The sequence below is a fragment of the Hydrogenophaga flava NBRC 102514 genome, from assembly GCF_001571145.1.
In the GTDB taxonomy this organism is placed as follows: Bacteria; Pseudomonadota; Gammaproteobacteria; order Burkholderiales; family Burkholderiaceae_C; genus Hydrogenophaga; species Hydrogenophaga flava.
The window spans coordinates 1-20,405 of the sequence record NZ_BCTF01000003.1; the positions used below are offsets into that span (position 1 = coordinate 1).

Consider the following 20,405-nt stretch of genomic DNA (forward strand, 5'->3'; position numbering starts at 1 on the left):
AACGCGCGGGTGCCCTTCTTGTCCACGTTCTTGTCAACCACGGTCACGGCCGGTTCGGCCAGGATGGACAGCGAGGGGTAGACGAAGTCCACCTTGCTGCCGAACTCCTTCTCCAGCAGGTAGGCCTCGTTCTCCCAGCTGATGAACACGTCGCCCTGGTTGCGCTGCACGAAGGTGACCGACGAACCGCGCACACCCGTGTCGGCGGTCAGGGCGGCTGCGGTGAAGAGGGAATGAGGGAACTGAGGGGCGGGCGCGTATGGTGTTGCTCCGGATTGGGCGATCAATGCAGTGGGTCAGGACCGCCAGTCTTCAAAACTGGAAAAAATACGTTTTCAGTTGTTTATTACCAAATCAACTGAGCAGCGCCCACGGAAGCCCTATCAGAGGCGATGTACATGCGGCGACTACCATCAGCCGCATGAATGTCCGCGCGATCTGGCCGCCTCACCTCCTGCACCTTCCCCTACGGCCACTCTTCTGGGTGGCACTGGCGGCGCTGGTGCTGGTCAGCGCCCTGACCAACCATCGGTCCGATGCCGAATGGCAACCCTTTGGCGACCAGTCGTCGCACATCATGGCCACCATGAGCTTGTGGCATGACCACGACCTCAGGTACACGCTGGAAGATCTGGATCGCTTCAACGCCCGGTTTCCCGCCGCCGGTGGCCCGCGGGGCAGCTTTCTGAAGCTCAATGCGCAAGGCGATCTGTTCTTCGCGAAGCCGCCGCTGTACGCGTTGCTGGCCGCCCCCTTCTACGGCCTCATGGGCACATCGGGCCTGGTGGTGCTCAACCTGCTGGCGCTGGCCATCATGGTCCGCCTGACCTTGCGCTGCATCGGCACCAGCTACGGAACACATCTGCCGCACCTGATGACAGCTGCCCTGTTTCTGCTGGGGCCCTTCATCGCCTGGTCCATGGTGGCGCACCCGGACCTGCTGATCGCGCTGCTGCTCTATGCGGGTGGCTATCTGCTCCTGACCCGAAACGATGGAGCGGCCCGCGCGATGGCTGGCGTGCTGCTCGGGCTGGCGGTGTCCGAGAAGCCCACGTTCGCACTGCTGCTTCCCTTTCTGCTGCTCGCAGCACGCCACAGCCGCGTCACTACCTTGGTCGCACTGGGTGTCGGCCTGGCGCTGGGATGGCTGCTTCCTGCTGCCCTGCAGATGTCCCTGGACGGCCAGTTGCTCAGCTACCAGGGTCTGCGATTCGTCCTGGCCGATCCGCCATTTCCGCTGGAGGAGGGCTGGGTACCCCCAGCCCCTAACGCGTTTGGACACGTTTTCGACATGGCCGCCCTGTCAAACACCTTGGTGCATAACCTTCATCTCGTGCCAGAAAAGCTGTTTGATCTTTTCTGGGGTCGACAGACAGGACTGCTGCCCTACTTCCCGGTCGCGGTGGCCCTGATGGTTGGCGTGCTGGCCCGGCGCCATCGCGCGGGGCTCTGGCTGCTGGCGGGCTTCCTCGCCCACTATCTGCTGCAGACCCTGGCCTTCCCCACCAACGGATTCGGTGGCGGGCAGAGCTACGGATCCCGCTACCTGATGCAGTCCCTGCCCTTGCTGCCACTGGCGCTGCTGGTCGGCCGCGCTGACGACCAGTCTGGGACCACGAAGGTCGGGCGGGCACACCCCTGGCTGGGTACCACCGCTGTGTTGCTCACTTTGGTGTTGCAGCACTCGACGCTGCCGCCCTCTGCCGCCACGGTTGCCGACCCATCCCGTGCCCTCTTCCGTCCTCCGCTGGCGTGGTTTCCGCTGGAGCCTTCGTTGCTTCCCTCGCTACCTGTGTCGGACCGGCAATTCACTCAAACAAACCCAACGGGAACCGCGAGCGTGTTCCTCACCAGTGGCTTCGAGCAGGGGCTGCAGGTCATGGGCCCTAAAGGGGCGAGTGGCCGTTTCGTCGTGCACCAGCACGACGCGAACCAAGCGCTGCCGATGGTCATGCTGTTCGCGTCCGCGCGCACACATGCACAGGTCCACAAAGGGGCCTTCCTGCTCTGGGAGGGGTGGGTCACGCCAGGCGCGCCTAAGCCGCTGCCGATCACATCAGACATGCTGCAAGGCCATGCCTACGATCTGTTCTCACAACGCCCCATCCGCTGGGACAGCTTCTCGGTCAAGTGGGGCGCAGCCACGGGCAGCGAACAGGAGCGCTTTGGATCGGTTGGTTTCGAGACCCCACCGCTGACAGGGTCCCCCAGGATGGACCAGTTCATCACGCCAGCGATGTTCTCGTCACAGGGCATCGCCAGCCGGTTCCATTGGGGAGAAGTCGAACCCTGGGGCCAGTGGACACAGGGCGTCTACGCCGAGCTGCTGATTCCCCTGCCCCCTGGCGCAAGCCCGCCGCTGGACATCACCCTGCAGGCCCATGCCCTGGTCACACTGGCGCATCCGTTGCAATCGGTGGAGGTGTCGGTGAACGGGCGCCTGGTGCAGATCTGGGAATTCAGACAGACGAACGCTCAGACACTGCGGCTGCGGGTCGAGCAGTTCCCTGAAGGTCAGGTGGTGCTCGGTTTCCGCGTCCGCCGTCCCGCCTCGCCCGCAGAACTTGCACTGGGCAAGGACCCCCGCGCGTTGGGGCTCGGGCTGCAGGGGCTGACGCTTTCCGCTGGCGCAGCGAACACCCGATAGGATGCCCCATGGACACAAGCTTCATCATCCCCGCACACAACGAAGAGGCCACGCTCGCCACCCTGGTCGAGCAGATCTGCGAGGCCGTACGCCAGGAGCCTGAGATGCACTCGTTCGACATCTTCCTCGTGGACGACGGGAGTACGGACCGAACCTGGTCAGTGATCGACGAGCTGGCGCTGCGACACCATGGCGTGGTGAGAGGCATCCGGCTGCGGCGCAACTTCGGCAAAGCCGCCGCACTGTCGGCCGGGTTCCGCGAAAGCCGTGGAAAGCTGGTGTTCACCATGGATGCCGACCTTCAGGACGACCCCAAGGAAATCCCGCGTTTCGTCGCCAGGATCAAAGAAGGCTTTGATCTCGTCTCCGGCTGGAAACGGGTGCGCCACGACCCCCGGACCAAGACCCTGCCCTCCCGGTTCTTCAACCGGGTGACATCGACCATCACGGGCATTCGCCTCCACGACTTCAACTGCGGCTTCAAGTGCTACCGCCGCGAGGTCATCGACCACATCGTGCTCTACGGTGAGTTGCACCGCTTCATCCCGGTGCTGGCCCACGACCTGGGGTTCCGGGTCACCGAGCTGGCTGTCGAGCACCACCCCCGAACCCACGGACGTTCGCACTACGGATGGGAGCGCTACGCACGCGGCGCGCTGGATCTGATCACTGTGGTTGCCATCACGCGCTGGCTGAACAAGCCCGGGCACCTGTTCGGAGGGCTGGGCATCCTGCTGGGTCTGCTGGGCTTTGGTGTGCTGCTCTACCTGTCCATTCTCTGGCTGCTGGGGCTTGGGCCCATCGGCAGCCGGCCGTTGCTGATGTTCGGTGTACTGGTGTCGGTGATGTCGGTCCAGCTCGTGTCGCTGGGTGTGATTGCCGAGTTCTTCATCAAACTCAACCAACCCAGGGACCATGCGATCTTCGTGGCCGAACGAACGGTGCCACCGCTCCCGGCAAAGTCGCCGGACGCCACGCCATGAAAGCACAAGCCTATGGCCGCTATGTCGAAGAGTCGACGGGCTGGCTGCACGCGGGCCGCAGCGAGATGGTGGCGCGTGTGCTCGGGTTCTTCATCCCCGAGAGCGCACGTGGTGCGCTGGAAGTGCTGGAAGTGGGTGCGGGGGCCGGACAGAACGTGCCCGCACTTAGGCAGTTCGGCAGCGTGGACGCCATGGAGATCGCAGACATGGGTGTTCAGGCGCTGCGCCAGCGCGACGACGTGCGAACCGTCATTCACGCGGGCATTCCGAGCCGACTCGACCGCCGCTACGACATCGTCTGTGCTCTCGATGTCATTGAACACATCGAGGATGACCGGATGGCGCTGGAGTGGATGAAGGAACAACTGAACCCGGGAGGCCTGTTGCTGATCACCGTACCCGCGCACCCCTGGTTCTTCACACGGCACGACGTGGCACTGGGGCACCACCGCCGGTACACACGCAAGGCCTTCCGCTCGGTCGTTCCACCCGGCCTCGAACTGCTGGCCGACAGTCACTTCAACACCCTGTTGTTCCCCCTGGCCATCGCGTCCCGGCTGGCTTGGGTGTTGAAGACACGCATCGCGCCTGCAAAGCAGATCGACAAGCAACCCGTCCCGCGCCAGGGTCTGGTCAGTCGCCTGCTGCTGGCTGTCTTCCGGTGGGAAGTCCGAGCGACCCACCCCGGCACAGCGCGAAGCTGGGGACTCTCCTACTACGCCTGTCTGCGCAAGCAGGGCTGAGACGCGAGGCACGACACGATCTGCGGGGTAACATGCCTCGGATGAACGTCCACATCCGCTTCCTCGGTGCCGCGGGCACGGTCACCGGCTCCAAGTACCTCGTCGAGTTCAACGGCCAGAGCCTGCTGGTCGACTGCGGTCTGTTCCAGGGCTACAAGCAGCTGCGCCTGCGCAACCGCGACCCGCTGCCGGTGCAGCCCAACCACATCGGCGCCGTGCTGCTGACCCACGCCCACCTGGACCACAGCGGCTACCTGCCGCTGCTGGCCAAGGAAGGTTTCCACGGCAAGGTCTGGTGCACGCCGGCCACGCGCGACCTCGCGCAGATCCTGCTGCCCGACAGCGGCCACATCCAGGAAGAAGACGCGGCCTTCGCCAACCGCAAGGGTTTCAGCAAACACGCGCCCGCCCTGCCGCTGTACACCGAGGCCGACGCGCTCAACTCGCTCAAGCTGCTGCACACCGTGCCTATGGACCGTGCCTTCGAGCCGCTGCACGGCTGGACAGCCCGCTTCCTCCGCGCCGGCCACATCCTCGGCGCCGCCTGCCTGCTGCTGGAAGTGGGCGGCAAGAAGATCCTGTTCTCGGGCGACCTGGGCCGGCCCGACGACATGCTGATGCTGCCGCCCGAAAAACCGCTGGCCGCCGACGCGGTGGTGATCGAGTCCACCTACGGCGACCGCGAGCACCCCGACGAAGATGTGCTGGCCGAACTCGGCCCGGCCCTGCAGCGCGTGGCCGCGCGGGGCGGCACCGCGGTGCTGCCGGTGTTCGCCGTCGGCCGCGCGCAGGAGATCCTGCACGCCATCGCCCTGCTCAAGGCCAACGGCGTGCTGCCACACAGCCTGCCGATCTACCTGGACAGTCCAATGGCGGTGCACACCACCGACCTCTACGACCGCCACCTGGGCGAACACCGCCTGAACGCCGCGCAGTGCCGCGACATGGAGCATGTGGCGAAGATGATCACCTCGGTCGACCAGTCCAAGGCCATCGCCCAGCAGCACGGCCCCAAGGTGATCCTCTCGGCCAGCGGCATGGCCACCGGCGGCCGCGTGCTGCACCACCTGGCGCTGTACCTGGGCCACCACCGCAACATGGTGGTGCTCACCGGTTACCAGGCACCGGGCACGCGCGGCGACTCGCTGTCCCGCGGCAACAAGGCCATCCGCATTCACGGGCAGGACGTGCAGGTGCGCGCCGAGGTCGTGCAGCTGCAGTCCGCCTCGGCCCACGCCGACGCCAGCCAGCTCATGGACTGGCTGCGCGCCTCACCGCACGCACCGCACCGCGTGTTCGTCACCCACGGCGACATGGGCGCCTCCGACGCACTGCGCCAGCGCATCGAGCGCGAACTCGGCTGGCGCGCTCTCGTTCCCGAACACGGTTCCACCTGGGCTGTCTGATTCCTTTTCCGTTTTCATGAACCGTCTCTCCTCGCTTCTGCCGGCTGCCGCGCTGGCCATCGCCCTGCCCGCCTTCGCGCAGACCGAACCCACCGCCATCCCGCCCGAGTTCACCCAGTGCCTCGACGGCCTGCGCGACGACGCGCGCCGCAACGGCGTGTCGGAAACCACCTCCCGCTTCCTCACCCGCGACCTCACGCCCGACATGAGCGTGATCGACAAGCTGAACTACCAGCCCGAGTTCAGCATGCCGATCTGGGACTACCTCAGCGGCCTGGTGGACGACGAACGTGTGCAGCAGGGCCAGGCCATGTTGCAGCAGCACGCAGCGGTGCTTGAACGTGTGCAGCAGCGTTTTGGCGTCGACCCCGCCACCGTGGTCGCGGTCTGGGGGGTGGAGAGCAACTTCGGCCAGAGCCAGGGCAAGTACCCGCTGGTGCAGGCGCTGGGCACGCTGTCGTGCTACGGCCGGCGCCAGACTTTCTTCCAGGGCGAGCTGTACTCGGCCATACGCATCCTGCAGGCCGGCCACATCACGCCCGAGCGCCTGCTCGGCTCCTGGGCGGGCGCCTTCGGCCACACGCAGTTCATGCCCACCACCTTCGAGCGCCTGGCCGTGGACGGCGACGGCGACGGCAAGCGCGACCTGATGGACAACACCGCCGATGCGCTCGCCTCCACCGCCAATTTCCTCAGCAAGGCCGGCTGGCAGAGCGGCCAGACCTGGGGCTTCGAGGTGCAGCTGCCGCCCGGCTTCAGCACCGACGGTGAAGGCCGGCGCAGCAAGCGGCCGGTCAGCGAATGGGCGGCGCGCGGGCTGCGCAAGGTTGACGGCTCGGCGCTGCCCGCGAGCCTGGGCAGCGCTGGCCTGATGACGCCCGCCGGCCCCACCGGCCCGGCCTTCCTGGTGTTCAAAAACTTCGACGCGATCTACAGCTACAACGCCGCCGAAAGCTACGGCCTGGCCATTGCCCACCTGAGCGACCGGCTGCGCGGCGCCGGTCCGTTCACCACACCCTGGCCCACCGACGACCCCGGCCTCTCGCGCGCCGAACGGCGCGAACTGCAGGTCCTGCTGCTGCTAGCCGGCCACGAGGTGGGGCTGGTCGACGGCATGCTCGGCGACAAGAGCCGCAGTGCGATCCGCGCCGAGCAGGAGCGGCTGGGCCAAGAGGTCAACGGGCGTGGGGGGATGAAGTTGTTGCAAGCGCTGCGCGGGGAGACGCCGCCTTCATTGCCTGCCGCGCCTGCCGAGGAAATCACCCCAGCTTCACCGCCGTCCCGCTGACGGCCACCATCATCATCCCGTTGGTCTCGCCCATGACCTCGTAGTCGAAGTCGATGCCGATCACGCCGTTGGCGCCCAGCTCTTTCGCGGCCTCGATCAGGCCTTCCAGCGCCGCATCGCGAGCACCCGACAGCGCCCGCTCGTAGCCCCCAGCCCGGCCGCCGACCACGTCTCGCACGGACGAGAACATGTCGCGGAAGATGTTGGCGCCGATGATGGCCTCGCCATTGACCACGCCCAGGTACTGGCTCTGCTTGATGTCCGGTGGTGTGGTCGTCGAGAGGAAAAAGCCATCGGTGCTTTTGGAAAACCAGCCCATCTGTGTACTCCGTTTGAGTTGAGAACGCACCGTGCGGCACGGTGCCCGATCATTGTGACCACACGGCCCGGGTGCGGCGATCAGAGCCAGCCGAACTGGGCGCGCACCTCGCGGGCCGTGACGTTGACCGGCGCGGTGCCGGCCTGGATGTACTGGCGCAGGTTGGTCGCACGCACACCGCCACCGTCCTGCCCCAGCACCGCCACGCCCTTGATGCGCCAGCCCCGCTCGCGCAGACCGGCCACATAGGTCAGGGCGTCGGGGTAGCCCATGAGGTCGGTGTGCACGGCATTCGGCAACAGGGCGAACAGCACCGCCTGGCAGCGCGAACGGTTCACCTCCTGGACAAAATCGTCCAGCGTCGTGCGGGTGTTCTGCAGCGCACCGACGCGGGCATAGAAGCGCACCGGTTTGCCCGATTGCAGCTGGATGTCGCGCACGCTGCGGTTGAAGCAGCCGGTGAGGCTGCGGATGACGGAAGTCTTGCGGGTGTTGGCGTTGCCGATGAGCAGGTATGCGTCCATGCCGCCATTCTCATGCAGCGCGGCGGCCCTGCCGCGCTGCACCTGCTGCCGGCATCAGTGCGCCCCGCCCCCGCCGCCCGCAGCACCGCGCGAAGGCCTGGAAAGCCACACCACGCCGACCAGCAGGAAAAACAGGCCCGAGGACAGATAGAACAGGTCGGTCACCGCGAGGGTGTAGGCCTGCTGGCTGAGGATGCGATCAATGCTGGCCAGCGCCTGCTCACGGCTCATGCCGGAGGCCATGAGCTGGTCCAGGGTGCCCACGGCGGTGGCGCTGCCGTTGTGCACGGCTTCAACCAGTTGTGCATGGTGCATGGCGGCGCGGTTGTCCCACAGGGTGGTGAACAGCGAGGTGCCGACCGCACCCGCGGTGATGCGCACAAAGTTCGACAGCCCGGCGGCCGAGGGCATCTGCTGCGGCGTCAGCCCCGAAAACACGATGGCCTGCAACGGGATGAAAAAGAACGCCATGGCAGCGCCTTGTAGAACCGTCGGGATCAGGATCGTCGTGAAGTCGGCCTGCGTGTTGAAGTGCGAGCGCATCCAGAGCACCAGTCCGAAGCCCACGAACGCTACCGTCGCCAGCTTGCGTGGGTCGATGCGGCTGACGTTCTTGCCGACCCAGGGCGAGAGCACGATCGCCAGCAGCCCGACCGGCGCCGTGGCCAGCCCAGCCCAGGTGGCGGTGTAGCCCATGAACTGCTGCAGCCACAGCGGCAGCAGCACCACGTTGCCGAAGAAAAGACCATAGGCCACCGACAGCGACAGCGTGCCGGTGAGGAAGTTGCGGCGCGCGAAGAGGCGCAGTTCGACGATGGGGTGCTGGTCGGTCAGTTCCCAGGCCAGGAAGAACAGGAAGCTGACCACCGACACAACGGTCAGGGCGATGATCTCGCCGGACTCGAACCAGTCGAGCTCCTTGCCTTTGTCGATCATGATCTGCATCGTCCCGACGAACAGCACCAGCAGCAACAGACCCACCACGTCCAGCGGCACGCGGCGCGGCCCCGGGTCGCGCTTGTGATAGATCGACCAGGTCAGCGCGGCGGCAAAGAGGCCCACAGGAATGTTGATGTAGAAGATCCAGGGCCAGGAAATGTTGTCCGTGATCCAGCCCCCCAGCAGTGGGCCGGCCACCGGCGCAACCAGCACCGTCATGCCCCACATGGCCATCGCCATGCCGGCCTTGGCCGGCGGGTAGCTGGCCAGCAGCAGGGTCTGCGACAGCGGGATCATGGGACCGGCCACCAGGCCCTGCAGCACGCGAAAGGCGATCAGCAGCTCGATGTTGGGCGCCAGGCCGCAGAGCCAGGACGCCACGACGAACAGCAGCACGCTCATGGTGAAGAGGCGCACCTGACCGAAGCGCTGCGTGAGCCAGCCGGTCAGCGGCACGGCAATGGCGTTGGCCACCGCGAACGAGGTGATGACCCATGTACCCTGTGCCGGGCTCACGCCCATGTCGCCCGCGATGGCGGGGATGGAGACGTTGGCGATGGAGGTGTCGAGCACGTTCATGAACGTGGCCAGCGACAGCGCCAATGTGCCCAGCACCAGTTCACGCCCCTGCAGGGGCGGGTAGGCCACCGGCCGCGCGGGAGGCGAAGGCGGTGGTGGTGGCGCAGCGGCGTCCGGCTGCGCGGTGACGGCGGCCGACATGATCAGGCTCCGTTGCCACCCGCCGCGGCGGCGTGGACACGGGCGCCGCCGCTGTTGGTCGCGATGATCTGATGCACGCGGGCATCGGCCTCGCGGCTGTCCTGCTCGAACACCTTGGTCTCGGCCGGCGGCTCGGTGCGGGTGTCGGCAGCCAGCACGCTGCCATCGGTTTGGCTCACGTCCACACGGGCTTCCATCGACAGGCCCACGCGCAAGGGGTGCTGCTGGAGCTCGGCGGCATCGAGCTTGATGCGCACCGGCACGCGCTGCACCACCTTGATCCAGTTGCCCGTGGCGTTCTGCGCCGGCAGCAGGGCGAAGGCGGCGCCGGTGCCGGCGCCGAGGCCATCGATCTGGCCGTGGTAGACCACCCTGGCGCCGTACACGTCGGCGGTGAGCTCGGCCGGCTGGCCCAGGCGCAGCTTCTGCAACTGGCTTTCCTTGAAATTGGCCTCGACCCAGACCCGGTCGAGTGCGATCACCGACAGCAGCGGTGCGCCGGCCTGCACACGCTGGCCAAGCTGCACGTTGCGGCGCGCCACATAGCCGTCCACAGGCGCCTGCACCTCCACCCGGCGCAGCGCCAGGAAGGCCTCTCGCACCCGCGCCGCAGCGCGCTGCACGTTCGGGTGCTGGTCGAAGGCTACCCCCTCGGTGAGGGACTGGCTGGACGCGAGCTGTTCGCGCGCGGCCAGCAGGGCCGAGCGCGCCGCCTCGGCGCTGCTGCGGGCCGCGGCCAGCTGGGCGCTGACGTGGTTGAACTCTTCGCGCCCCACTGCGCCGGTGGCCACCAGCGGCTGGCGGCGGTTCACGTCGTCCTGCAACCGGGCCTGCTCGCTCTGTGCGCGGGCCAGGTCGGCCTCGCGCAAGGCGATCTGCGCGGCCAGGGTGCGGTTGTTGGCATACAGCGTGCGCACCTCGCGCACGGTCTGGGCCAGCTGGGCCTCGGCCTGGTCAAGCGCGACCTTGGCGTCCGCCGGGTCCAGGCGGACCAGCCACTGGCCGGCCTTGACGTGGTCGGTGTCGTTGGCATTGATGGCCACCACGGTGCCACCAGCCTGCGGGGTGAGCTGCACCACATTGCCCTGCACGTAGGCGTTGTCGGTGGTTTCGTAGTGATTGAGCACAAGCGCCCAGTAGGCGCCGTAGCCGACGGCTGCCAGCGCCACGGCGGCGGCCACGCCGGTGAGTGCCTTGCGGCGGCGGGCGCTGTTGCCCTGGGGTTCAGGAGTGGTGGTGTTGGGGGTGTTCATGTCGGGTTTCCTTGAGCGTTGGGAGCACGCGTTCTCAGCCTCGCGAAGGTGTGGGGGTGTCGTCCGTGAAGCCACCGCCCAGTGCACGCACCAGACCGATGCGGGCGGACAGGTCTCGGGCCTGCAGGTCCACGCCCAGGCGTCGCTGGGTGAGCAGCGTGGTCTCGGCGGTCAGCACGGTGAGGTGGCCGGTCAGCCCGGCGCGGTAGCGCTGCAGCGCGATGTCGTACGCTGATTCGGCGGCGGCCAGGGCCTGGGCCTGCTCGGCCTGCTGGCGCTGCACCGACTGCAGGCTGCTGAGCTGGTCGGCTGCGTCGCGCACCGATTCCAGCAGCGCGCTGTTGTAGCCCTCGATGGCGGCGTCCAGCTCGGCGGTGCGCCCCCGCAGGTTGGCGCGCAGGGCCCCACTGTCGAAGATCGGCAGGCGGATCGCCGGCCCCACGCCGAACTGGCGGCTGTCCGCCTCGATCAAACGGTCCAGCCCGATGCTGGAGAGACCGATGAACGCGGTGAGGTTGACGTTGGGATAGAACTGCGCACGGGCCACGTCCACTCCGCGCGTGGCGGCCTCCACGCGCCAGCGCGCGGCGGCCAGGTCGGGCCGACGGCCCAGCAGGTCCGCCGGCACCCCGGTTGGCAGATCACCGGCCTGCAACCGCGACAGGTCCACCCTGAGTGTCTCGAATGCGTTCGGTGGCTGTGCCACCAACGCGGCCAGCGCATGGCGCGCAAGCGCGATCTGTTCATCGACCGCTTCGATCTGCTGGCGCGCGTCGGGCAACGCCCCCTCCCCCTGGCGCAGTTCGACACGGGTGTCGAGCCCCGCGTCCACGCGCTGGCGGATCACGGCCAGCATTTCCTGCCGCTGGGTCAAGGTGCGTTGCGCCACCTCGCGCTGCGCCTGCAGCCGTCCCAGCTGCACCCAGGTCTGTGCCACCTGGCTGGCCAGCAGGTTGCGGGCCGCCTGCAGGTCGGCCTGCGCAGCGCGGGTCTGGCCCAGCGCTGCGTCCAGGGCGGCCCGGTGGCGCCCGAAGAAGTCGAACTCCCACTGGGCGGCCACCGGCACGTTCGCCAGGGTCCGGATGGAGCCCCCCAGCGGAGCCGGGTAGATGCTCGTGGCGCTGAAATGCTCGCGGGTGGTGTCGGCCGACGCATTCACATGAAGGCCGCTGGTGGACTGCTCGCCCTCCACCGCGGCCTGCGCCCGGGCCAGCCTTGCCTGCGCCACCTTCAGGCTGGGCTGCGATCGCAGGGCTTGCTCGATGAGAGCCGACAGCGTGTCGTCGCCCCAGGCCCTCCACCAGTCGGTGGCCAGCGGGGCGGGCGCCGCGGTCTGCGCCAAACCCACGTCGGAGGCGTTCAGCGGCTGTGCAGATGCGGAAATCCCTTCCGTGCTGGCACAGCCAGCCAGAAGGCCAGCCGCAGCCAGAACCACCGCGGCGGAGCCGAGGCGGAAAGCAATTAACTGATCAGGCTTCATTTGCTTAGTCAATTTTTTAGCCAAAAAAAACGGCGAACCGGTGCCGCCTTCACCCGGCATCGCGCAATGCATCCCCGGTCTCGGCCATGCGTGTCAGGTAACCCTTGAGGGACTCCCATTCCGACTTTGAAAACCCTGCCAGGTGGGCGTTGAGCACGTCCGACAGGACCTGTGGCACATGCACCAGCGCCGCCTCGCCCTCCGGTGTGAGCTCGACCATCACCACCCGCCGGTCTTCGGTCGACCGTACCCGCTTGCACAGGCCCTTTTTCTCCAGACGGTCTAGAAGGCGTGTCATGGCGCCGCCATCGGAATTCGTCCAGCGGGCCAGCTCAGCCACCGTGCTGCGCCCACCATTGAGCTGCAGGTGCTTGAGAGGCCCCCACTGGGCGGTGGTGAGGTCGTGCTCGACCAGCCGCTTGTCCACCTGCTGAACGACGGACAGCAAGATCCGCTTCATGAGAAAGCCCAGGCTTTCCTCGGCGTTGTAGGTTTCCGCCTTGTAAAACTGGACGGGTTTCGGAGGTCTGGGCATGGCAGCGGCGGTCGACGATGGGGGCCCAAGTATATAACTGCCTAGTCAATTAATGACCAGGCACCTTATAACCCGAACAACGTCAGGGCCTCTGTCGAACGCTCACCACAGGGACTGCGGGCGCCCCTCGCGCAAGGTCCACGCATGTTGCGCCATGGCCCGGGCCTCCTGCGCGTCGTGCGTGACGAGGATGGCCGTCATGCCGGCCTCGGCGATACGCTCGCGAAACTCGTCGCGCAGTTGCTCGCGCAGGTGGGCATCCAGCGCACTGAAAGGCTCATCCAGCAGCAGCGCTCTGGGCCGGGTGATGAGCGCCCGCGCCAGCGCCACCCGTTGCTGCTCGCCGCCCGAAAGGGTCCAGACGCGCGCGTCACCGTGACCGGCCAGGCCGAAGCGTGCCAGCATGGCCTGCGCGCGCTCGCGCGCCTCGGCCTTGCGCACGCGCTGCTCGATCAGGCCAAAGGCCACGTTGTCGCGCACATTCAGGTGGGGGAACAGCGCGAAGTCCTGGAACATCAGCGCGAAGCCCCGCCGCTCGGGCGGCCAGCCGGTGATGTCCACGCCGTCGAACCACACGCTGCCCTGCTCCGGCGCTTCGAGCCCGGCCACGATCTTGAGCAGCGTGCTCTTGCCGCTGCCCGAGGCGCCGAGCAGCGCCACCGTCTCGCCCGCGTCCACGCGCAGGTTCACGCCCGATAGCAGCGGCCATTCGGGTGCGTCGTGCCAGTGTTTGTGGATGTCGCGCAGTTCAAGCATGGCGGGCATTGTCCCCGGCGCGGCGGTCGCGGCCCTCGATCAGCAGGAAGGCCAGCAGCGCCAGCGCCATCAGCAGCGCCGCGAGCACGAAAGCGGCGTCAAGCTGCGCGGCGCCGGGCCGGCCCAGGTGCTGGTGGATCAGCGTGGTGAGCGTGGTCCATTCGGGCCGCGAGAGAAACAGCGTGACCGCGAACTCACCCAGCGCGGTGGCGGCCGCGAAGGCCATGCCGCGCCGCAGCGCAGGCGCGATCATCGGCAGCGTGACGCGCCGGAACACGCGCCATGGCGTGGCGCCGAGCGTGGCTGCGGCCTGCGCGCAGTGGGCCGGCAGGCCGTCGAGCGCGGCGGTGACGGACTTGGTGACGAAGGGCCAGGCCAGCAGCGCGTAGGCCGCCAGCAGCACGACCAGGCTTGCGCTCCAGTCCGGATAGAGCAGCAGCAGCCCGAAGGCCACACTGACCGGCGAGACAACAAAGGGCAGGAAGGCCAGCGCGCGCCAGGTCACCGAAGCCTGCAGGGCGAAGGCGTGTGACAGGCCGAGCGCGGTGGCGAAGACCACGGCCAGCACCGAGAAGCGCAGCGTGTTGCCCAGCGCGGCCAGGGTGTCGGGGTCGGTGAGCACGGCCGCGCCCTGGCCGACGAACAGCGCCGACGCGGCATGCCAGAGGATGGCCGCCAGCGGCGCGACACAGACCAGCGCGAGCAAGCCCATCGCGCCCGCCACGCCCAGCCACTGCGCCACCGTGGCCGGCCGCTGCCGCAGCACGGGCGTGACCCGCGCCGGCGCCGCCAGTCGCCGCTCCAGCCAGGCGTAGGCCAGGGCCACAGCGCCGGTCAGCACCATCATCCAGACCGCGAGCACACCCGCGCGGCCCAGCTCCAGCTCGTGCGCCACCAGGGTGTAGATCTCGACCTCGGCGGTGGCGTAGCGCTGGCCGCCCAGCACCAGGGCCAGTCCGAAACCCGCGAAGCAGTAGAGGAACACCAGGCACAGCGCCGACGCCAGCCAGGGCGCGATGGCCGGCCATTCGATGCGCCAGAACGCGCGCCAGGGCGTGGCGCCCAGGGTGCGCGCGGCTGCGAGCCGTTGCGCGCCGACCTGCTCCAGCGCGTCGACCCCGGCGCGCACCACCAGGCAGAGGTTGAAGAACAGGTTGCCGTAGAGCAGCAGCCAGGGCGTGTCGGTGAGTTCGATGCCGGCGTCGGCCAGCGGCCCGCCGATCAGTCCGCGCGGCCCCCACAGCGCCAGCACGCCCATGGCCGCCACCAGGGTCGGCACCACGAAGGGCAGCATCAAGAGGCGCAGCACCAGCGCCCGCCCCGGAAACTCGCGCCGCGCCAGCACCCAGGCGCAAGGCAGGCCCAGCAGCAGCGCCAGCGCACAGGTGATGCCCGCCTGCGCGAAAGACCACAGCACGCGCCAGCGCAGATAATCGTCCTGCCAGACGTCGAGCCAGCGCAGCGGCTCGACACCGTCGGCCGCGCCAGGCGCCAGCCCCTCGGCCAGCAGCCGCAGCACCGGCGCCACCAGAACCACCGCCAGAAACACCAGCGGCAGCGCAGGCAGCAGCCAGCGGCGGGTCATCCTCACTTCAGGACGGTCTTGGTCCAGCGCTGCAGCCAGGTCTTGCCCTTCGCAGTCATGTCGGCAGGGTTCGGGTTGTCAAACGCCGTCGGCTCCACCGCATGGGTCTTCATCACGTCCACCCGCGCCGCGCCGGCCTCGGCCGGGTACATCCACATCGTGGTCTGCAGCGCCTGCTGCGCCGGGGCGGAGCGCAGGAACTCGATGAACTTGCCGGCGGCTTCGCGCGCGGCGGGGTTGCCGCCCTTGACCAGGGCCACGCCCTCGACCTGGCGGAACACGCCGCCCTTGAGGAACAGGTTGGCTGTGGGCGACTCGGTGATCTTCTCCTTGCTGTAGAAGACCTCGGCCGCCGGGCTGCTGGCGTAGCTTACGACGATGGGGCGCGTGCCGCCGTTGCGCGTGAACTCGGTGTAGTAGGCCTCGGTCCAGCCCTTGACCACCTTCACGCCGTTGCCGCGCATCCGGCCCCACCACTGGAACGCGCCCTCCTCGCCCAGACCGGCGATGGTCGCGTAGAGGAAGGCCTGACCGGGGCTCGAAGTGGCCGGGTTCTGCACCACCAGCAGCTTGGCGTAGGCGGGCTTGGCCAGGTCGTCCAGCGAGGCCGGCAGCGCCAGGCCCTTCTTCGCGAACCAGGCCTTGTCGATGTTGAGGTTGACGTAGCCGAAGTCGACCGGCACCACGCCGCCTTCCAGGGTCACTGCGGCCGCGCGCTGCGCCGCCGGGCCGGTGTAGGGTTCGATCACGCCCGCCGCCAGCGCGCGCGGCAGCAAGGTGTTGTCGATGCCGTAGGCGACATCGGCGATCGGCTTGGATTTTGTCAGGATCAGCTTGTTGGTCATCTCGCCCGCATCGCCGGCCTTGACGATCTGCAGCCGCACGCCCGAGTCCTTCTCGAACTGCGCCAGCAGCTCCTTGGGCAGGTCGAACGAGCTGTGGGTCAGCACCCGCAGGGGCATGGGGGCCTGCGCCTGGGCCAGGCCCGCTAGCGACAACGAAGAGAGGGAGAAGAGCGCCGAAAAGAGAAACCGCCGTTGCATGTGCATCCGCCTTGTCAATACGCCCGCGAGGGCTTGAGCAGGACGGACCACGGCAAACGGCGGACCGGCTTGTCACGCTCCCTACGCTGGCACAACCCAGATCAGGTGAGAGGGGTATTTCTCAGCCGCGTCCCGTCGGGACCGGCACCCCCGGTGAAGGCACGAATTTTAGTCGGCCGGGGCCGGAAAAAGAAAAAGGCCCGCGAGGGGCCTTTCTGACGAGGGACAAACCCTCCGGGCGATCAGCCGCCCTTCTTCGAACGCTTGCCGGGGTTCTTCTTGCTGCGCGTGGCGACACCACGCTCCAGGCTCACGCGCTGGCCACGGCCGGGCGTGGGCAGCACCACGCCGTTGGCGGCGGTGGGACGGGGGGTGGCTTTGCGGTCGGCTTCGGTGAAGATTTTGTTGCCCATGTCGGTCTCAAGGGGAAGTTGGTTGGAAACCCCGTATTGGACCACATGCCCACGTCCCCCATGGGGGCCCTGGCCGCAGCGCTAAGCTCGCACGATGTTTGCGCTGCTCAAGACCTATTCCTTGCAGGAACTGCGCCACCACCCCTGGCGCACGGCCGCGGCCGTGGTGGCGGTCATGCTGGGCGTGGCGCTGGCGCTGGCGGTGCAGCTGATCAATGCGTCGGCGCTGGCGGAGTTTTCCGGGGCGGTGAGCGCGGTGAACGGCCAGCCCGACCTCTCGCTGCGCGCGCGCCAGGGCGGGCTGGACGACGCGTTGCTGGAGCCTGTGGCGCAGGCCCCAGGCGTGGCCGCAGCGAGTCCGGTGCTGGAGGTGTCCACTTCGGTGCTGCTGGCCAATGACCAGCGCCAGGGCGTGCGGCTGGTCGGTGTGGACGCCCTGTCGGTGGCCGCCGTTTCGCCCGCGCTGATGCCGCTGCCCACACCGGGCGACGATCCGGCGGGCCGGGGACGCTTCGAGCTGTTCGCCCCCGATGCGGTGTTCCTCAACCCGGCGGCGCAGCAGGTGCTGGCGCCCTCGGGCGAACTGCCGGCCACGCTGCAGGTGCAGCGCGGCCTGGAGCGCGCGACCTTTCGGGTGGCCGGCAGCGTCAACGCACCCGGTGCGCCCCTGCTGGTGATGGACATTGCGGCGGCGCAGGCGCTGATGGACCGCATCGGAGAGGTCAGCCGCATCGACCTGCGGCTGCAGCCCGGCACCGATGCCCCGTCGCTGGTGCGCGCCCTCGCCCTGCCGCCCCACGTGATCGCCCAGCCGCCGGGCCAGGCGGGTGAGCGCGCCGACAACCTCTCGCGTGCCTACCGGGTCAACCTGACCGTGCTGGCGCTGGTGGCGCTGTTCACCGGCGGCTTCCTGGTGTTCTCGGTGCTGTCGCTGTCGGTCGCACGGCGCCAGCAGCAGATCGCGCTGCTGGGCGTGCTGGGCCTGTCGGCGCCGGAACGGCTGCGCCTGGTGCTGGCCGAGTCGGCGCTGCTGGGCCTGATCGGCAGCGCGCTGGGCGTGGCGATGGGCACCGGCCTGGCCGTGGCCGCGCTGCGGCTGCTGGGCGGTGATCTGGGCGGCGGCTACTTTTCGGGCGTCGCACCCGCGCTGCACTGGAGCACGCCGGCCGCCCTGCTCTACGGTGCGCTGGGCGTGGTCGCCGCGCTGGCCGGCGGCTGGTGGCCGGCGCGCACCGCCGCCGCGATGGCGCCTGCGCTGGCGCTCAAGGGGCTGGGGGCCTCCGGTTCGATGTCCCGTCGAAACCACCGGCTTGCTCTGGGGTTGATGGTCCTGGCCGCCGCCTTGGCCTGGGCACCGCCTGTCGCGGGCATTCCGCTGGCGGCCTATGTGTCGGTGGGCCTGCTGCTGGTGGGCGGCATCGCGGCCCTGCCGCTGGCGGTGGGCGCCCTGCTGGACCGCGTGGCGCCCCGTGCGGCCAGGCTGGCCCTGCCCCTGCTGGCGGTCGAACGCTCGCGGCGTCTGCGCGAGACCGCCGCCGTGGCCACCAGTGGCATGGTCGCGAGTCTGGCGCTGTCGGTGGCGCTGACGGTGATGGTGGCGAGCTTCCGCGACTCGGTGGCGCAGTGGCTCGACGGCGTGCTGCCGGCGCCGCTGTATGTGCGCAGCGCGGGCAGCGGCGCGCAAGGGCAGACCCTGCCGGCGGACTTCGTGGCCGCGGTGCGCGCGGTGCCGGGCGTCGACCGCGTGGACCCGCTGCGCGCCACCGAGGTGCTGGTGGACCCGGCCCGGCCGGCGGTGACCCTGCTGGCACGGCCGCTGGTGCACGACGACACCGGCGAGCCCGGCCAGCGCCTCCCGCTCGTGGGCGACGCGGTACCCCCGCCGGCGGGTGCGGTGACGGTCTACGTGAGCGAGGCCATGGTGGACCTGCACGGCGCGCGCCCGGGCGGCTCGCTGGACGCGCTCGCCCCGGCGTTCCCGGCGCTGCCTTCCGGCACGCGACTCTTCGTGGCCGGCGTGTGGCGCGACTACGCGCGCCAGCAAGGCAGCGTGGTCATTGATCTGGCGGACTACCAGCGGCTGTCGGGTGACCGCCGCGTCAACGACCTCGCGCTGCACCTGGCACCCGGCGCCGACGAAGACACGGTGCGTGAGGCCATCCGTGCGCTGGCCCAGTCCGCGGGTGCGCAAGACCTCATCGAGTTCGCCTCGGCGGGCCAGATCCGCGCCACCTCGCTGCGCATCTTCGACCGCAGCTTCGCCGTCACCTACTGGCTGCAGGCGGTGGCAATCGGCATCGGCCTGTTCGGCGTCGCCGCAAGCTTCAGCGCCCAGGTGCTGGCGCGGCGCAAGGAGTTCGGGCTGCTCGCGCACCTGGGGCTGACACGCCGGCAGATCCTTGGCGTGGTCGCGCTCGAAGGCCTGTCGTGGACCGCGCTAGGTGCGCTGGCCGGTCTGATGCTGGGACTGGCGGTCAGCGTGGTGCTGGTGCACGTGGTCAACCCGCAGAGTTTCCACTGGACTATGCAGCTCTCGCTGCCCTGGTGGCGCCTGCTGGCGCTGTGCACCGCAGTGATCGCCGCCGGGACGGTCACGGCCTGGCTGGCCGGGCGCGCCGCCGCCGGCCGTGACGCGGTGCAAGCCGTCAAGGAGGACTGGTGATGAACGGTCTCACACGCCGGGCGCTGATCGCGGCCGGCCTGGCGGTGCCGTGGCCTGCGTTCGCGCGCGACCTGGTGCCGCGCCCGCTCGTGTTCCCGCGCGACCACGGCACCCACAACGAGACCCGCACCGAGTGGTGGTACCTGACCGGCCACGCGAAGGACGCATCGGGGCGGGACTTCGGCTTCCAGATCACCTTCTTCCGCAGCCGCGTCGACGGCACCGAAGCCCTGCCCGGCCGCCTGGCCGCGCGCCAGCTGCTGTTCGCGCATGCCGCCATCACCGACGTGCGCAGCGGCCGGCTGCTGCACGACCAGCGCCTGGCGCGCTGGAACGGCGAACCACCGGCGCGCACCGAGCGCGCGGTATTCGCCAGCGCCGAAGACACCCACGTGGCCATCCGCGACTGGTTCCTGCGCCGAGAGGCCGATGGCCGCTACACCACCCGCGCCCCAGGCGACGAGCTGCAGATCGACCTGGAGGCCACGCCCACACAGGCCTGGCTGCTGCAGGGCGAGAAGGGTTTCTCGCGCAAAGGGCCCGAGCCATCCCAGGCCAGCTTCTATGTCAGCCACCCGCAGCTGGCGGTGCGAGGGACGCTCGGCGTCAACAGCCAGCGTTTCGAAGTCCAGGGCACGGCCTGGCTGGACCACGAGTGGAGCGAAGCGCTGATGCACCCCGACGCCGTGGGCTGGGACTGGTTCGGGATGAACCTGTTCGACGGCCACTGCGTCACCGCCTTCCAGCTGCGCCGCCAGGACGGCAGCAAGCTCTGGGCGGGCGGCTCCTTCCGCGCCGCCGGCAGCGCGCAGAGCCCCACCGACATCTACCGCTTCCGGCCCGGCGAGCTGGACTGGGTGCCACAGCGTCACTGGACCAGCCCGCGCACCCGCGCGCGCTATCCCGTCGAATGGATGGTGCGCACCCCGGCCGACTTCTACACCGTCAAGGCAGTGATCGACCCGCAGGAGCTGGACGCCCAGGGCAGCACCGGCACCGTGTACTGGGAGGGCCTGTCCAACCTGTTCGACAGCAACGGAAAACACGTCGGCCGCGGCTACCTGGAGATGACCGGCTACGCGAAACGCCTGGTGCTCTGAGCACATGCG

17 protein-coding genes, 1 pseudogene and 1 riboswitch are annotated in these 20,405 nt (G+C 68.8%); of the genes and pseudogenes, 7 read left to right on the top strand and 11 right to left on the bottom strand.

Annotation, left to right across the window (positions count from 1 at the left end; translation table 11 throughout):
• Window positions 1–203 (bottom strand): annotated as a pseudogene (locus HFL01S_RS03320) (sulfate transporter subunit); the annotation flags it as partial.
• A 218-nt stretch (window positions 204–421) separates the two neighbouring features.
• On the opposite strand from HFL01S_RS03320, the gene HFL01S_RS03325 reads away from it, so the two are divergent.
• The 5 genes from HFL01S_RS03325 to HFL01S_RS03345 are packed head-to-tail and all read left to right on the top strand — an operon-like array spanning window position 422 to window position 7,067.
• On the top strand, window positions 422–2,647 hold the full coding sequence (locus HFL01S_RS03325; protein ID WP_066254688.1) for a glycosyltransferase 87 family protein: 2,226 nt from the start codon (window positions 422–424) through the stop codon (window positions 2,645–2,647).
• Window positions 2,648–2,655: 8 nt separating this feature from the next.
• Window positions 2,656–3,630 (top strand): glycosyltransferase family 2 protein, encoded by a 975-nt coding sequence (locus HFL01S_RS03330; protein ID WP_066254691.1) that lies wholly within the window; start codon window positions 2,656–2,658, stop codon window positions 3,628–3,630.
• Window positions 3,627–4,373, top strand: a complete 747-nt coding sequence (locus HFL01S_RS03335; protein WP_066254693.1) for a class I SAM-dependent methyltransferase — start codon at window positions 3,627–3,629, stop codon at window positions 4,371–4,373. The genes HFL01S_RS03330 and HFL01S_RS03335 overlap by 4 nt, the downstream gene beginning before the upstream one ends.
• 41 nt (window positions 4,374–4,414) lie before the next feature.
• A complete protein-coding gene (locus HFL01S_RS03340) occupies window positions 4,415–5,779 on the top strand; it encodes an MBL fold metallo-hydrolase RNA specificity domain-containing protein (RefSeq protein WP_066254695.1) in 1,365 nt (454 codons plus the stop codon).
• A gap of 16 nt (window positions 5,780–5,795) precedes the next feature.
• The gene (locus HFL01S_RS03345) at window positions 5,796–7,067 is read left to right on the top strand and encodes a lytic murein transglycosylase (protein WP_084383074.1); all 1,272 of its coding nucleotides are present in this window, start codon (window positions 5,796–5,798) and stop codon (window positions 7,065–7,067) included.
• On the opposite strand, the gene HFL01S_RS03350 is transcribed toward HFL01S_RS03345, so the two are convergent.
• The 10 genes from HFL01S_RS03350 to HFL01S_RS25355 all read right to left on the bottom strand — a co-directional run bounded on the left by HFL01S_RS03350 (window position 7,039) and on the right by HFL01S_RS25355 (window position 16,634).
• A complete protein-coding gene (locus HFL01S_RS03350; protein ID WP_084383075.1) occupies window positions 7,039–7,386 on the bottom strand; it encodes a heavy metal-binding domain-containing protein in 348 nt (115 codons plus the stop codon). The genes HFL01S_RS03345 and HFL01S_RS03350 overlap by 29 nt on opposite strands.
• Window positions 7,387–7,466: 80 nt before the next feature.
• Entirely contained in the window at window positions 7,467–7,910 is a 444-nt protein-coding gene (locus HFL01S_RS03355; protein ID WP_066254696.1) for a hypothetical protein, read from the bottom strand.
• Between the two features lie 54 nt (window positions 7,911–7,964).
• Window positions 7,965–9,569 (bottom strand): DHA2 family efflux MFS transporter permease subunit, encoded by a 1,605-nt coding sequence (locus HFL01S_RS03360; RefSeq protein WP_066254699.1) that lies wholly within the window; start codon window positions 9,567–9,569, stop codon window positions 7,965–7,967.
• A gap of 2 nt (window positions 9,570–9,571) precedes the next feature.
• Window positions 9,572–10,822, bottom strand: coding sequence for an HlyD family secretion protein (locus tag HFL01S_RS03365; RefSeq protein WP_066254702.1), 1,251 nt, complete (start codon window positions 10,820–10,822; stop codon window positions 9,572–9,574).
• A 34-nt stretch (window positions 10,823–10,856) separates the two neighbouring features.
• Window positions 10,857–12,302, bottom strand: a complete 1,446-nt coding sequence (locus tag HFL01S_RS03370) for an efflux transporter outer membrane subunit (protein ID WP_066254706.1) — start codon at window positions 12,300–12,302, stop codon at window positions 10,857–10,859.
• Window positions 12,303–12,351: 49 nt separating this feature from the next.
• On the bottom strand, window positions 12,352–12,762 hold the full coding sequence (locus HFL01S_RS03375) for a MarR family winged helix-turn-helix transcriptional regulator (protein WP_369407712.1): 411 nt from the start codon (window positions 12,760–12,762) through the stop codon (window positions 12,352–12,354).
• 177 nt (window positions 12,763–12,939) lie between these two features.
• Entirely contained in the window at window positions 12,940–13,593 is a 654-nt protein-coding gene (locus tag HFL01S_RS03380) for an ABC transporter ATP-binding protein (protein WP_066255444.1), read from the bottom strand.
• Window positions 13,586–15,178: an ABC transporter permease gene (locus tag HFL01S_RS03385; protein ID WP_157538753.1), complete on the bottom strand. Its 1,593-nt coding sequence runs from the start codon at window positions 15,176–15,178 to the stop codon at window positions 13,586–13,588. The genes HFL01S_RS03380 and HFL01S_RS03385 overlap by 8 nt, the downstream gene beginning before the upstream one ends.
• A 2-nt stretch (window positions 15,179–15,180) precedes the next feature.
• Complete coding sequence (locus HFL01S_RS03390; protein ID WP_066255441.1) at window positions 15,181–16,221, bottom strand: thiamine ABC transporter substrate-binding protein; 1,041 nt, start codon at window positions 16,219–16,221, stop codon at window positions 15,181–15,183.
• Window positions 16,222–16,281: 60 nt separating this feature from the next.
• A riboswitch (TPP riboswitch) is annotated at window positions 16,282–16,383 on the bottom strand.
• Window positions 16,384–16,463: 80 nt separating this feature from the next.
• Window positions 16,464–16,634 carry a hypothetical protein gene (locus HFL01S_RS25355; protein ID WP_169802306.1) on the bottom strand — a complete coding sequence of 57 codons (171 nt, stop codon included), beginning with the start codon at window positions 16,632–16,634 and terminating at the stop codon, window positions 16,464–16,466.
• 94 nt (window positions 16,635–16,728) lie between these two features.
• Here HFL01S_RS25355 and HFL01S_RS03395 point away from each other — a divergent pair, with 94 nt between their 5' ends.
• A complete protein-coding gene (locus HFL01S_RS03395; protein ID WP_066254712.1) occupies window positions 16,729–19,296 on the top strand; it encodes an FtsX-like permease family protein in 2,568 nt (855 codons plus the stop codon).
• Window positions 19,296–20,396 (top strand): lipocalin-like domain-containing protein, encoded by a 1,101-nt coding sequence (locus HFL01S_RS03400; RefSeq protein ID WP_066254715.1) that lies wholly within the window; start codon window positions 19,296–19,298, stop codon window positions 20,394–20,396. The genes HFL01S_RS03395 and HFL01S_RS03400 overlap by 1 nt, the downstream gene beginning before the upstream one ends.
• Window positions 20,397–20,405 lie beyond the last annotated feature (9 nt).